Annotated in this window: 8 protein-coding genes and 1 tRNA gene; all 9 read left to right on the top strand. The window is 48.0% G+C overall.

Annotated features, from left to right (window positions below):
• Positions 1-7 precede the first annotated feature (7 nt).
• The 9 genes from HY807_03040 to HY807_03000 all read left to right on the top strand — a co-directional run bounded on the left by HY807_03040 (position 8) and on the right by HY807_03000 (position 14,600).
• Positions 8-1,429, top strand: a complete 1,422-nt coding sequence (locus HY807_03040) for an NADH-quinone oxidoreductase subunit N (GenBank protein ID MBI4825383.1) — start codon at positions 8-10, stop codon at positions 1,427-1,429.
• A gap of 76 nt (positions 1,430-1,505) precedes the next feature.
• Positions 1,506-1,590 (top strand) — tRNA-Leu (locus HY807_03035).
• 132 nt (positions 1,591-1,722) lie between these two features.
• A complete protein-coding gene (locus HY807_03030) occupies positions 1,723-2,751 on the top strand; it encodes a potassium channel protein (protein MBI4825382.1) in 1,029 nt (342 codons plus the stop codon).
• An 86-nt stretch (positions 2,752-2,837) separates the two neighbouring features.
• On the top strand, positions 2,838-4,613 hold the full coding sequence (locus tag HY807_03025; protein MBI4825381.1) for a hypothetical protein: 1,776 nt from the start codon (positions 2,838-2,840) through the stop codon (positions 4,611-4,613).
• Positions 4,610-6,775 carry a PAS domain S-box protein gene (locus HY807_03020; GenBank protein ID MBI4825380.1) on the top strand — a complete coding sequence of 722 codons (2,166 nt, stop codon included), beginning with the start codon at positions 4,610-4,612 and terminating at the stop codon, positions 6,773-6,775. The genes HY807_03025 and HY807_03020 overlap by 4 nt, the downstream gene beginning before the upstream one ends.
• A gap of 134 nt (positions 6,776-6,909) precedes the next feature.
• Positions 6,910-8,547, top strand: coding sequence for a DUF3365 domain-containing protein (locus tag HY807_03015; GenBank protein ID MBI4825379.1), 1,638 nt, complete (start codon positions 6,910-6,912; stop codon positions 8,545-8,547).
• 35 nt (positions 8,548-8,582) lie between these two features.
• Complete coding sequence (locus HY807_03010; protein ID MBI4825378.1) at positions 8,583-10,976, top strand: MEDS domain-containing protein; 2,394 nt, start codon at positions 8,583-8,585, stop codon at positions 10,974-10,976.
• A 151-nt stretch (positions 10,977-11,127) separates the two neighbouring features.
• Positions 11,128-11,559 carry a response regulator gene (locus HY807_03005; GenBank protein ID MBI4825377.1) on the top strand — a complete coding sequence of 144 codons (432 nt, stop codon included), beginning with the start codon at positions 11,128-11,130 and terminating at the stop codon, positions 11,557-11,559.
• Positions 11,560-11,567: 8 nt separating this feature from the next.
• Positions 11,568-14,600, top strand: a complete 3,033-nt coding sequence (locus HY807_03000) for a PAS domain S-box protein (GenBank protein MBI4825376.1) — start codon at positions 11,568-11,570, stop codon at positions 14,598-14,600.
• The last annotated feature ends 61 nt before the right edge of the window (positions 14,601-14,661 follow it).

Here is a 14,661-nt window from a genome sequence, read left to right as displayed (position 1 = left end):
GGAGAACATGAGGATTCTAACGCCTGAGCTCATAATGATAGGAACCGGGCTTGCGGTGCTGCTTCTTGACCTTGTAATAAAGAAGAAGGAGGCTGTAGCGTTTGCCGGGATACTCGGAACGCTTCTCTCCGCGTATTATAATTTCAGCCTTATGGATCCGGTCTTGTCCGGAACCGTTTTTCAGGGCATGTTCATCTTTGACGGATATGCCTCGTTCTTTAAGCTTATCTTTTATATAACTGTCATTATCACTATCCTGATATCACTCAAGTATATGGATATAGAGGGCGCATCTTTAGGGGAGTATTACGCGCTGCTCTTCTTCGCGACATCCGGCATGATGATAATGGTTGGCGCGATCGATCTGATGGTGCTTTACTTAGGGCTTGAGCTGATGGCTCTCTCTCTTTATATACTTGCCGGCATACTCAGGAACAGGCGCAGTTCAAATGAGGCTGCTATAAAATACTTCTTTCTGGGAGCATTCTCATCGGCATTCCTGCTTTACGGCATAGCGCTGGCATACGGGCTTACAGGCACCACTAACCTGTATGAGATAGCAGCCTCGCTCAATGGCCTCAAACTTGTTGACAGCCCTGTCACATTGCTTGCGCTGATATTCTTTGTCACAGCCTTTGGCTTCAAGATAGCGCTTGTGCCTTTTCATATGTGGGCTCCTGATGTTTATGAAGGCGCGCCGACATCCATAACAGCATTCATGTCCACCGGCCCGAAAGCAGCGGCATTTGCCGTTATGGGCAGGGTCTTCTTCAGCGCATTCGGAGCTTTGCAATTGCAATGGTCGATGATCCTTGAGCCGCTTGCGATGGTCACGATAGCTGTTGGAAGCATTCTGGCTCTGTCACAGACAAACATCAAGAGGATGCTTGCGTACAGCTCGATAGCCCATGCCGGATACGCTGTGATAGGGTTTCTTCCTGGAACACAGGAAGCATTTGCCGCAACGCTTAACTATCTTATGATCTATACCCTCATGAACCTCGGCGCGTTTACCGTTGTTGTTCTTATGAGGAGAGAGGGCATCACAGGCGACAGCATTCAGGACTTCGCAGGGCTTGCAAAGAAGAATCCGCTTGTATCCGCTTTGATGCTTATATTCATGTTCTCCCTGACAGGCATTCCTCCTCTGGCAGGTTTTATCGGCAAATTTTACATATTCATGGAGGCGATAAAGGCGGGGTATACAAACCTGATAATAATCGCGGTAATATTCAGCGCTGTTTCAGCATTCTTTTATCTCAGGATTGTTGTCTATATGTATATGAAGGAACCTGCTGCGGAGTTTGCTGTGGTTAACGTTCCCAATGCTGTAAAGCTTACACTTGCCTTTACGTCAATCATGGTGATAATTCTGGGAATATTCCCTTCTCTGCTCCTGAAATTTGTCATCTCCTCATTCATGGGGTAGTACCGCAGGCTGCCGGTTTTCGTAACCGCTTGATATCTTAGCGCCTCAGGTGATATTATTGTAAGCTCAAAATGAAGCCGAAGTGGTGGAATTGGTAGACACGCACGATTGAGGGTCGTGTGGGGCAACCTATGGGGGTTCGAGTCCCCCCTTCGGCACCATTTTCCCATTTCCTCTTTTGTCATTCCGAATCTTCGCAGGGGTGAGGAATCTCAAGCCGTATGCGGACAGCAAAGATTTCTCAGTCGCACCTCCTTCTAAATGACAGAATAAATTCGATGTGATATCATGGAATGACTTATTCCATGTATAAACATATCTACAGAAAATTCATAATCGCGGGCATGGCCCTGCTCGTCATCCTGATAACAGGGACATCGGGTTACCACATTATCAGTGGCGGTAATTCTTCCTTTATCGACTGCCTTTATATGACCTTCATCACCATCACCACCATAGGTTTCGGCGAGATAGTCAATCTTTCGGCAAGCCCCGGCGGAAGGTTATTCACAATGTTCATTGCGTTTTCAGGCATAGGCGTACTCTCTTACATAATCACTAACGTTACGGCATATGTTGTTGAGGGAGAACTCAAGGAGTCTTTCAGGAGGAGGAAGATGGAGAAGAAAGCGATGCATTTTAAAGATCATTATATTTTATGCGGAATCGGGAGGGTCGGATATCACATAGCAGGTGAGCTGCTGGCGACGAAGAGGCCTTTTCTGGTTGTGGATTCAGACAGGAAGAATCTTGAGATGTTCCTTGAGGCATATCCTGACCAGATATTTATTGAGAAGGACGCGACTGACAATGCCGCGCTCCTCATGGCAGGGGTGCAGAGGGCCAAAGGGCTCTTTGCCGTTACAGGGGATGATAACCAGAACCTTGTGATAAGCCTTACTGCCAAAGACCTGAACCCCTCCATAAAGGTCATTGCCCGCTGCAATGATATAAAACACAGCGAGAAGATAAAGAAGGCAGGCGCTGACGCGGTCGTTTCCCCGAACTTCATAGGCGGGCTGAGAATGGCTTCAGAGATGATAAGGCCTTCGGTCGTATCCTTCCTTGACACGATGCTGAGGGACAAGAGCAAGAGCCTCAGGATCGAGGAGATAAAAGTTCCCGTCTCATTGTCCGGAAGGCCGCTCTCCTCGCTGCACCTGAGGAAGAACCATGATGCCCTGCTCCTTGCCGTAAAGACCGGGACGGACTGGGTCTATAACCCTTCTGATGACCATAGCCTGAAGACTGATGACAGCCTTGTCTTTATGGCAACTCCGGGTGAGCGGGAGAAGATCGAGAAGTCCATTAGCGCGGGATAAGGTTTTCTTCTTTTAGATACTGCCGAATAGTGATATGATTAAATATGTAATAAGTGTAACTGCAACTTCATTACATATCTAAATTTATGAAGCTTCGTATAATTATATCAACAATAGCATTCCTCGCCTTTTTCTCCATATCATTGGGTATGGTCATCTTTTTCAATTCACTTCGCGATAAAACCTATGATGAGGCAAATTTCATGGCAGAAGAACTTGTGAATGATATTGCTGATGATATTAATCTGCATATCAGAGAGTACTCCGGAATTCTCGGTTTTGTTTCAAGGCAGGAGGAGTTCCAAAAGGCTGTTAAAAGCGGAAACGCGGAGACTCTCTCAGGGGCTAACAGGCAGCTTGACCGTCTTTGCTCCATCATGGAGGCCATGGATGTCTGTTACCTTATGGATGTTAACGGCAACACGATAGCCTCTTCCAACCGCAACTCTCCGGACAGTTTTGTCGGGAAGAACTACTCATTCAGGCCTTACTTCAGGCAGGCTTTCAGCGGCGTTCCGGCAGAATACGCGGCGCTCGGAGTGACCTCAAATAAACGCGGTTTATATTACGCCTACCCTGTTTATGTCAATAAAGATGAACGCCCTTCAGGCGTGATCGTGATCAAAGAGAACATAGAACATCTGAGGGCGGCTATAGTCAAACCCTATGAAGGCGTAATGATGATGACAGGCCCCAACGGGGTGATCTTCTACTCTAACCGTGAAGACTGGCGTTATAAGACATTGTGGAAGGTCACGCCTGAGCAGGCGCTGGAGATAAAGGGATCAAAGCAGTTTGGAGAAGGGCCGTGGGAATGGTCGGGAGTTATAAGGGCGAAAGAGAATCGGGTTGTTGATTCTGCCGGCAAGGAATACCATATTCATCAAAAGGAATTAAGAAATATGCCGGGATGGCAGATAGTATACCTTCATGACCATGAAAAGGTGATAGGCGGCAGCGGAGGAGCGGTACTCAAAAAAATAAGTGTTCTCTTTCTGGCGATAACTATATTTTTCGGCCTTGTTATTCTGTATCTTCTCAGAACGGCAAGCCTGGACCTGTCTCTGCGGAAGAAGGCGGTCGTGGAGCAGGAGCGCCTTGGCAGGGAGCTTGAGGTTAAAAACAAGGAATTACAGCAGATAGTTTACACGGTATCGCACGACCTTCGTTCCCCGCTCATCAATATTCAGGGATACAGCAGGATGCTGGCCGATGATGTTCAGCAGGTTGTTTCTGCATTCACGCAGGATGTCGCCGCAAAAGAAGGAAGAGAAGAGGCTGTCTCAATCGTGGATAAGGATATTCCTGAAGCTGTGTCATATATAGACGCGAGCATCAGCAAGATGGACTCACTGCTCTCCTCAATGCTTATGTTCTCGCGTTCGGCAAGTATTGAACTGAACAAGGCAGGGCTTGATATGAATGTCATAATTCGTGAAGTCCTGAATGTATTTGATTTTCAGATGAAGGAAGCAGGAGCCCGATGTGACGTGTCTGAACTGCCTTCATGTTACGGAGATGAGCAGCAGATAAATCAGGTATTTTCCAATCTTATCGGAAATTCGATAAAGTTCCTTTCTCCCGAACGTCCCGGGGCTATCAGCATCTCAGGCCGGAAAGAAGACGGGCAAACCGTATATTGTGTTGAGGACAACGGCATTGGAATACCCTTGGATGAGCAGGGCAGGATATTTGACATCTTCTACCGGATGCACAATAAAGATGTGCATGGACAGGGACTTGGCCTTGCGATAGTAAGGAAGATAATTGAAAGACACGGCGGGAAAATATGGGTGGAGTCGGAGTTTGGAAAAGGCAGTAAGTTTTATGTGGAACTGCCGGGAGAGAGAGGTAAAAGATGAAAGAGAGTTCAACAGTCTGGAAAAAGGCGCTGCAATCGTACGGCCTGCCGTCAGCGGTTTTATTCTTAGGCATATTCGCATTCTTTCTTTTCCTGCTGGGCGCCCATCTCACCAGGCTCCAGTATACCGATTCGCTTTTTATCGACGCTGCCATGGACATCGAGATCAATACCTCATTGGCGCATTTCCTGATAGAGGAGGCTTCTGACGCAAATGCCGATATGGATATCAGGGAGGTCACGGAGCATATAGATGAGGCGATACATCTCACAGATTCTATCCTCAACGGCGGAGAGACCGAACATGGCCTTATTAAAGAGCCGCTGAGTGATCCTGAAATGCGCGCCTATGCCGAAGCTGTCAGGCTGAACCTTATAATGTTAAAAACTGAAGCCCCTAAGCATGTGGAGGCCGCTGAGAAACCCGGAATTGATTGGGCTGTTGATCAGAAGATCAACGCTCTTGTATTGGAAATTATCAAAGATGCGGAGAAGATAGATGATCTTATCGGAGTAAATAGAAAGAGAGAATGGGAGGAGTACAGACAGTTATTTATAGGAGTGCTGGTTCTCTGGGCCTTTGGGATTACTACGGCAACATTCGGGCTTTTGCGGCATGAATGGCGCAGGAAGCAGGTATTGGCTGAGTTAACGAAGAGCGGGGAGAATCTCAATCTCTATCAAACCTTGATCGATCAGTCCAATGACTCAATTGAACTTGTTGACCCGGAAACAGGGAATTTCCTCGATGTAAACAGGAAAGCGTGTGAAGACCTCGGCTACAGCCGTGAGGAATTCCTGTCACTGAAGGTTTTCGACATTGATCCCGTTGTCAAGCCGTCAGACTTTACGACAATAATGGATAGCCTCCGGAGAACAGGATCCGGCATATGGGATAGTGTCCATCTGCGGAAGGACGGGTCAACTTTTCCTGTAGAGGTCAGCCTGAAATTTGTGCAGTTAGACCGGAGCTATCTGGTCGCTGTTGCGCGCGACGTCACTAAGCGCAAAGGTATAGAAGACACGCTGCGCGAGAGCGAAGAGCTGTATGCCGATCTTTTCAACGGCATGCTTGAAGGTTTTGCCTTGCACAAGATCATTTGTGACGAAAATGGCAGGCCGGTTGACTATCGTTTCCTGAAGATCAATCCTGCCTTTGAACGGCTGACCGGGCTCCGCGCGGCAGACCTGATAGGCAGAACGGTGCTTGAGGTGCTGCCGGATACCGAACCATTCTGGATCGAAACTTACGGCCGCGTAGCATTGACCGGCGAGCCGATACATTTTTCAAATTATTCGGCTGAACTTGATAAGTATTTTATGGTCACGGCCTATAGCCCGCGCCATGAGCAATTTGTCGCCATTTTTGAGGATATCACCGGGCGCAAGCAGGCAGAGAAAGAGCGCGATCATCTGAACGAGCAGGTGAAGGAGAGGAACAAGGAGCTTCAGCAGATAGTTTATACGATATCACACGACCTTCGCTCGCCGCTGATCAATATACAGGGTTATTGCAAGCTTCTCACAAAGTCGCTTCAGGAAGCGGTTTCATCATTGGAGGGAGAAAACATTTCACAAGGGGTTAAGGAAAAGATCGCTTCAATTATTGAAAAAGATATATCAGAGTCTAAGCATTTCATTTTTTTAAGCATTCACAAAATAGACTCCATGCTTTCAGGACTTTTATCGTTTTCCCGTTCCATGCATGCCGAGATCAGGAAGGAAGAGATAGACATGAACAGCCTTGTTTCAAATGTTGTCAGCGCCATTGATTTTCAGGTCAGGGATTCAGGGGCTAAGATAGAGATAGCAGACCTGCCCTCATGTTTCGGAGATAATATGCAGATAAACCAGGTCTTCTCCAATCTGATAGGCAACTCGATCAAGTTCCTTTCCCCTGAACGTCCCGGGGCCATCAGTATCTCAGGGAGAAAAGAAGACGGGCAGGCTGTATATTGTGTTGAGGACAATGGCATCGGCATCGCCCCTGAGGATCAGGGGAAGATATTCGAAGTCTTCCAAAGGCTGCATCCTGAAGAAGTGAAGGGTGAGGGCATCGGCCTCAGCATCGTGAGCAAGATACTTGAGAGGCATAACGGGAAGGTATGGGTGGAGTCGGAGTTGGGGAAAGGCAGCAGGTTTTATGTGGCGCTGCCGACATGAATATAAAACACACCCCTGCACCCCTCTTTATAGAGGGGAGAAACTTTGATGCGATTTTCCTTTTGTTTCCCCTCTGACAAGAGCCAACAGTAGGTGTCTTAAGCAGGGATTAAGGGGTGTGTTAATTTAATAAAATGAAACTTCAGACAAGGTTCACAATAACATTCTTATCCGTACTCCTGCTGGCTCTGGCGGTTCTCTCTGCCATTGCATATAAAGAGACCAGGCGCAGCCTTGAGCAGGAGGCCTATAGTATCTGCGAAAAGATATTAGCCGAGGTGGAGGCGACAAGGCAGTACGTCAGGGAAGTCCTCAGGCCGAAGATGTATGAGATAGTTAAAGACGATTTTGTGCTTGAGGCCATGTCAACAAGTTTTATCGCAAGGGGGCAGGCCGAGCGTTTCCTCCAGAGATATCCCGATTACTACATCAAGTTCGCGACCGAGAATCCGAGAAACCCTAAAAATATGGCTGATGAAACAGAGAAGAAGATAATCCGTTTCTTCAGGGATAATCCTGAAGAAAGGAAATGGCGCGGAACCGTATATCATAACGGAGCGCCTTATTTCACCGTGGCGACCCCGTACTATTTTGAAAAACAATGCCTTAAATGCCATGGCGACCCCGGGGACGCCCCTGCCTCCCTTTTACAAACTTACGGAGATAAAAACGGGTTCGGAAGAAAGGTTGGAGAACTCACCATCAACACGGTCGGCATCCCGGTCATGGTCAGTTATTCCGATGTATGGCAAAAGACGATAATCTGGATCATCCCGGTGCTGATTCTTGCCTGCATAACTTTCCTTCTGTCAACAATGCTCTTCAGACGGCTCGTAACTGTGCCGGTTGACAGATTGAAACAGGGCGTCAACAGCATAGCAGACGGCGAATATGATTACAGGGTTGAGATCAAGGGCAGAAATGAGATATCTGAGCTTGCCTCATCATATAACAGTATGGCTGAAAACCTGAAAAGTCATATATCGCGCCTTCAGGCTTCTGAACTGGAGCGTGAGAAACTCAATACAGAGCTTAAACGCCGCAACTTTGAGCTTGAACAGATATTGTACGCAGCCACGCATGACCTGAAGACCCCTCTTGTGAACATTAACGGTTACACCGGTGAATTGAAGAAGTCCATGGAGGACATAGTCAGCCGGATAGAGCGGGAGGATATATTTGCAGAGATCAGAAAAGAGATAACATTACTTGCCAATGAACTTCCCGAGTCGTTTGGTTTTATAAGCATGAGTATTTCACGTATGGATACGCTCCTGAACGGGCTCTTGCAGTTTTCCCGCTCAGGCAACGCTGACCTGAAGACAGAAGATATTGATATGAATATGCTGATAAGCGGGATATTAAGCAATCTTAATTACAGAATGAAGGAAGCGGGAGCGGATTTTGAAGTAACAGACCTGCCGCGATGCACAGGGGACAGGGAGCAGGTGATCAGGATATTCTCAAACCTTATTGAAAATGCTGTTAAGTATCTTGACACTGCGCGCAAAGGAAAGATAAAGGTCTCCGGGCATAAGGAAGGCAATCTTTCTGTCTATTGCGTGGAGGACAACGGCATCGGGATCGCCTCTGAACACCAGAAGCAGATATTCCACATATTCCATCAGCTCGACCCTTCAAAAGCAGGAGAAGGACTGGGACTTGTGATAGTGCAGAGGATGGTAGAGAGGCACGGCGGTAAGATATGGGTTGAGTCTGAGGCAGGCAAGGGGAGCAGGTTTTTTGTGGCGCTGCCGCATGAAGCAGGGTAGAGACTTAACGCCAGGCGCAGGAAAAGAGGATAAGAATGGATATGAGAACGGGCGTATCAGATATTGGTGAGACTGACCTGGCAACAGCCATAGGACAACTCGTAGTGCATAATCATCTGTGCCTGATTTACGAGACACGGGAGGAGCAGTTTGCCGCCGTTATCCCTTTCATGAGGATCGGGCTGGAGCGCGGAGAAAAATGCGTTTATATCGTTGACGACAATACAGCGGAGATGGTCATCAGAGAAATGAAGGCTGCCGGCATAGACGTTGATACTGCGGTTCGATCCGGGAAACTGGACATATTGAGAAAGCAGGACGCATATCTTAAACAGGGGTACTTTGATCCCGACTGGATGATCAGTTTTCTGAAACGCGCCACGGATGAGGCGAAGGCCGCCGGTTTTTCCGCCTTAAGGGCTACCGGCGAGATGACGTGGATGCTGGGCGGCGATCCCGGCACAGAACGCCTGATAGAGTATGAGGCGAAGTTGAACTATTTCCTGCCTCAGAACGATGTGCTTGCCATATGCCAGTATAACCGCAGCCGTTTTTCACCTGAGATCATCAAAGACGTTATATACACCCATCCGCTCATAATATTCGGCGGGGTGGTCTGCAGAAACTTCTATTACGTCCCGCCCGACGAGTTTCTGGGGAAGGAACAGGCAGCCAGAGAGATCGACAGGCTTTTGGATAATATCATGGACAGGGAAAAGGCAGAGAAGGAACGCGATGATATGCTCCGGTGGGAGGAGGGTGTCAACTTATTGCAACAGTCGCTCCTCATGCCTGCGGGACAGGAACAGAAACTCAAGAGCATTACCGACGGTATCGTCCGGATATTTAACGCCGATTTCTGCCGCATCTGGCTGATCAGTCCAGGGGATCTGTGTGAACAGGGCTGCGTACATGCCCGGATGCAGGAAGAGCCGCACGTCTGCCGCTACCGTGACCGCTGCCTGCATCTGATGGCGAGTTCGGGACGTTACACCCATATAGACGGAGAAGTCCACCGCCGTGTTCCGTTCGGCTGTTACAAGATCGGCCGCATCGCCTCGGGAGAGGCGCACAAATTCCTGACTAACGACGTGCAGAATGACCCTCGCGTTCACAATCATGAATGGGCCCGCGACCTGGGGCTGGCCTCGTTTGCAGGATACCAGCTCCGTGTCCCGGACGGCCGGAGGATAGGGGTTCTGGCCCTCTTTGCCAAACACCGCATCTCTGCAGCCGAAGATTCCATGCTGGACGGGCTCAGCAACACACTGGCCCTGGTCATTCAGCAAACCGCTGCGGAGGATTCGCTCAGACTGTTCCGTACATTGATCGACCAGTCCAATGACGCTATCGAGGTGATCGATCCGGAAACACAGCATTTCCTTGATGCCAATGAAAGGGCCTTTCAGGATCTCGGCTTCAGCCGCGAAGAACTTTTGTCCATGAAAGTAAGCGATATTGACCCTGACCTGGATCAGGCGATGTGGAACAGGCGCGGCGGGGAGATGCTGAAAACCGGTTTTAGTCTCTTTGAGAGCCGGCACCGGCGTAAAGATGGATCAATATTCCCTGTGGAGATCAATGCAAAACGCGTTCAGCTTGACCGGGTTTACATAGTTAATGTCGTCCGTGACATCACCGAACGCAGGAAGGCGGAGCAGGAACGGGAGAGCCTGACGCTGGAACTTAAGCAGAAGACAAGAGACCTTGAGCAGATCCTCTACGCCGGCTCGCATGACCTCAAGACACCTCTGGTAAACGTGCAGGGCTATTGCGGCGAACTGGAAGCGGCTATGGGGGAATTGCTGTTTTATATAAAGAACGGGAATATCCCCGAAGACATCAAGGGCAAAGTCTCTTCTCTCATACAGGCTGAAATACCTGAAGACCTCAATTTTATCCGCAGTAACATATCAAAAATGGACATGCTCCTCAACGGGCTTATGAAGGTATCCAGGCTGGGGAGGGTTGAATTAAAAGTTGAAGAGATAGATATGAACGAATTCGTATCCGGCATTATCAGCGTTTTTGACATGAAGATAAAAGAATCCGGCATTAAGGTTGAGATATCGGAGATCCCTCCCTGCCAAAGCGACAGGGAGCAGCTCAGCCATGTCTTTCTGAACCTGATAGGCAATGCCATAAAGTATATGTCTCCCGGCAGGAAAGGCCTTATAAAAGTCTCGGGACATATGGAAGGCGGACGGACGGCCTATTGCGTTGAAGACAACGGCATAGGCATCGCGCCTGAGCATAAAGAGAAGATATTTGAAATATTCTACCGGCTTGAGCCGGACAGATACGAGGGTGAAGGCCTCGGCTTGACCATAACGCGCAAGATATTAGAGCGGCTGCATGGCAGAATATGGGTGGAGTCGGAAGTCGGCAAGGGGAGCAGGTTTTATGTGGAACTGCCGGGGAATAAATAAAACAAGAGAGTCAAATATAATGCATCTTGCATATATTTTTAAATACTAATATTATTTAATGCAGAGGATGAAAAATAAACACATCCCTTAATCCCTGCTTAAGACACCTACTGTTGGCTCTTGTTAGAGGGGAAATAAATAAGGATATGCCATGAAAAACAATATTGTGATTCTTTTAGCTGAAGACGATCTTGGGCATGCCGGCCTGATCATGAAGAACCTTAAGCGTACGGGCATTGAAAATGAGATCATTCATTTCAAGGACGGACAGGAGGCCCTTAATTTTTTATTCGGGCAAGGGCCGGGGCCCAGGAAGCATAACGGGGCGGCGTATATTCTGCTTCTTGACATCCGTATGCCGAGGGTTGACGGGATCGAGGTTCTCGTCAGGATGAAAAAGGATGAGAAACTGCGCAGGATACCGGTGATCATGGTAACAACAACGGATGACGACACGACCATTAAAAAATGCTATGAACTGGGATGCGCGAGCTATATAGTGAAGCCGGTTGATTATGACGCGTTTGTTGAGACGGTTAAAGAGCTGGGCGTTTTTTTACAGATGATGGAAGTTCCGGAGTAACCAATTAAATGTTAACCAGAAAAGTGAATAAGACAGAAGGCATAATCCTTGTTGTTGAGGATGACAAGGGCGTCAACAACCTTATTGTTAAGACCCTGCAGGATGCGGGCCATAATACTGTGGGCGTCTTTACAGGCAGGGAGGCTGTCACAAATGTGACGGCCAGCAAGGTCAGCCTGATGGTGCTTGATTACAAGCTTCAGGATATGTCCGGGAAGCAGGTCATTGAGTTGCTTGCCAAAGAGGGCTTTGAGATTCCTTTTATTGTTGTCACAGGGTTCGGCGATGAGAAGATAGCTGTTGAGATGATGAAGCTCGGAGCGGCTGATTACATCGTTAAAAACGAGAACCTGATGGATATCCTCCCGTTCAGGGTTAAAAAGGTGCTTAAAGAGGTCTCGCATGAAAAGATAGTCAAAACTATCGACAGTGTGCTGGAGAAGAGCGAGGCAAACCTCAAGAGCATCCTTACCGCTTCCCCCAACGGCATCGGGCTGCTTCAGGACCGGCAAATGAAATGGGTAAGCGAAAGGTTCGTTGAGCTGGTCGGATATTCAGAAGATGAACTTGTCGGCAATTCCACGGAGATGTTTTACGACGAGCATGAGGAGTTTGAGCGTGTCGGCAGGGCGCTCTATGATGACATCGCCCGGAAAGGCAGGGGAGAGGTAGATACACAGTGCAGGCGCAAAGACGGGACTTACATTGATGTATATATCCAGGTAGCCCCTACTAACCCCGACAATCTTGATATGGGGGTTATATTCTCATTCTCGGATATTACAGAACGGAAGAGATATGAGAAAGAGCTTTTTGAATCAAAGCGCGACTGGGAAGAGGTCTTTGACTCGGTCACTGACATGATAACGGTCCATGATATTGATTTCAATATCATAAGGGCCAATAAAGCGGCAGAGCAGATACTGCACCTGCCGGTCCTTCAGGATATGAAGGCGAAGTGCTTTGAGTATTATCACGGCACCGCATGCCCGCCTGAGGGATGCCCGAGCTGTAATTGCCTGAAGACAGGCAAGCCTGCCACCTTTGAGGTCTTTGAGCCGCATCTGAATAAATTCATTGAGATAAGATCCATGCCCCGCTTTGATAAAGAGAATAAGCTCATCGGCCTTATCCATGTGGTGAGGGATATAACTCAAAGGAAGAAGATGGAGGACGGGATCTTTGAGAGCGAAGAGAAGCTTCGCACCATTATTGACTCTGCAAATGATGCGATAATCTCAATAGACGGCTGCGGCAAGATCATATTCTTTAACACCGCCACTGAAGATATCTTTGGCTATTCTGCCGATGAGCTTGCGGGGCAGTGTGTTACGATGCTAATGCCGGAACGGTTTCGTGACGCTCACCAGAATGGGCTGGACAGGGTTGCAGGGGGCGGCGAATCACATGTGATCGGAAAGACTGTTGAGATGGCAGGGCTCAGAAAAGACGGAAAGGAATTTCCACTGGAGATATCCGTTGCCAAATGGCAGGTCAAAGGCGAAGATTTCTTTACCGGGATAATTAAGGACATAACAGAGAGAAATCGGTCCAGGAAGTTGATACGGGAGAGTGAGGAGCGTTACCGCGAGCTCTTTGAAAATACAAGCGACCTTATCCAGAGTCTGGATACTGAAGGTAAATTTATCTTTGTTAACTCCTCATGGCTTAAGACATTGGGTTACACCAGGGAGGAGATCGATAAGATCTCTATATTTGATATTCTTCACCCAAGCTGTTTGGAGAAATGTAAAGATGTTTTCATAAAAGTAATGTCTTGTGAGTCAAATGACAATGTTGAAGCTGTCTTTGTCAGCAGGGACGGAAGATTGATAGATGTTGAAGGAAATATAAGGTGTAAGTTTGTTAACGGAAAGCCCATTGCCGTGCAGGGTATATTCAGGGATGTTACGGAACGCAATAGGTCTGAGGAACTGGTACAGCGTCAGCTTAAGCGCATAAATGCCCTCCATTCCATTGATATGGCGATCACATCAAGCATTGACCTGCGTGTCACACTTAATATATTTCTTGAACAGGTCATCACACAGCTTGACCTGGACGCTGCCGCTGTCCTGCTTCTGGATGAGGCCTCGATGACGCTGAGGTATTTTGCTTCCAAGGGTTTTCGTTCAGCCGCGTTAAAACATGCAAATGTAAGAATGGGCGAGAGTTATGCCGGCCGCGCGGCAAAGGAGCGCCATATTATATCTATCCCGAACCTCAAGGATGAACCCTCGGCATTTAAAACTTCGGAACATTTCAGCAAAGAAGAGTTTGTAACATATTTCGCGGTTCCGCTTATTGCAAAAGGCCAGGTCAAGGGCGTCCTGGAGATATTTAAACGCACACTCTTTAATGCTGATGACGAGTGGCTGGATTTTTTCAATACCGTCGCCACGCAGGGAGCTATAGCCATAGATGACGCAACCCTTTTTGAAGACCTCAAACGTTCCAATGTCGACCTTGCCATTGCATATGATTCCACGATCGAAGGATGGGCCAGAGCGCTGGATCTTCGTGATAAAGAGACAGAGGGGCATTCAAGGCGTGTTACTGAGATAACCATATCTCTGGCACGCGAACTGGGAGTAAAGGAAGAAGATATCATCCATATAAAAAGAGGCGCGCTTCTGCATGATATAGGCAAGATGGGTATACCTGACAATATTCTGCTTAAGCCCGGCAAGTTAACAGATGAGGAATGGAGGATCATGAAGAACCATCCCAACCTTGCGCATGGGATGATCTATCCTGTCGAATATCTGCGGCCCGCACTTGACATCCCGTTCTCTCATCATGAGAAATGGGACGGCTCCGGCTATCCGAACGGGCTTAAAGGCAATGAGATACCGCTTGCGGCAAGGATATTCGCGATCATAGATGTCTGGGATGCACTGTCATCAGACCGTCCTTACAGAAAGGCATGGCCGAAGGAAAAGATAATAGAGTATATCCGCTCAGAGTCAGGCATTCACTTTGACCCTGATATCGTTGAAACCTTTCTTAATCTGATAAGCACAATACCGGAAGAGATTTAAAAGTCAGCTTGTACTATTTCTGTCATTCCGGCTTGTCCGGAATCTTTGTGGTAATGATTCC

The sequence above is a fragment of the Nitrospirota bacterium genome (assembly GCA_016207885.1).
Lineage (GTDB): Bacteria > Nitrospirota > Thermodesulfovibrionia > UBA6902 > UBA6902 > JACQZG01.
Note: the sequence above shows the minus strand (reverse complement) of the source record. Positions and strands in the feature narration are given on the sequence as shown.

Bases quoted from the DNA above. Each gene is read 5' to 3' on its own strand.
- HY807_03040 (MBI4825383.1), top strand. From the start codon at position 8: ATGAGGATTCTAACGCCTGAGCTCATAATGATAGGAACCGGGCTTGCG.
- HY807_03030 (MBI4825382.1), top strand. From the start codon at position 1,723: ATGACTTATTCCATGTATAAACATATCTACAGAAAATTCATAATCGCG.
- HY807_03025 (MBI4825381.1), top strand. From the start codon at position 2,838: ATGAAGCTTCGTATAATTATATCAACAATAGCATTCCTCGCCTTTTTC.
- HY807_03020 (MBI4825380.1), top strand. From the start codon at position 4,610: ATGAAAGAGAGTTCAACAGTCTGGAAAAAGGCGCTGCAATCGTACGGC.
- HY807_03015 (MBI4825379.1), top strand. From the start codon at position 6,910: ATGAAACTTCAGACAAGGTTCACAATAACATTCTTATCCGTACTCCTG.
- HY807_03010 (MBI4825378.1), top strand. From the start codon at position 8,583: ATGGATATGAGAACGGGCGTATCAGATATTGGTGAGACTGACCTGGCA.
- HY807_03005 (MBI4825377.1), top strand. From the start codon at position 11,128: ATGAAAAACAATATTGTGATTCTTTTAGCTGAAGACGATCTTGGGCAT.
- HY807_03000 (MBI4825376.1), top strand. From the start codon at position 11,568: ATGTTAACCAGAAAAGTGAATAAGACAGAAGGCATAATCCTTGTTGTT.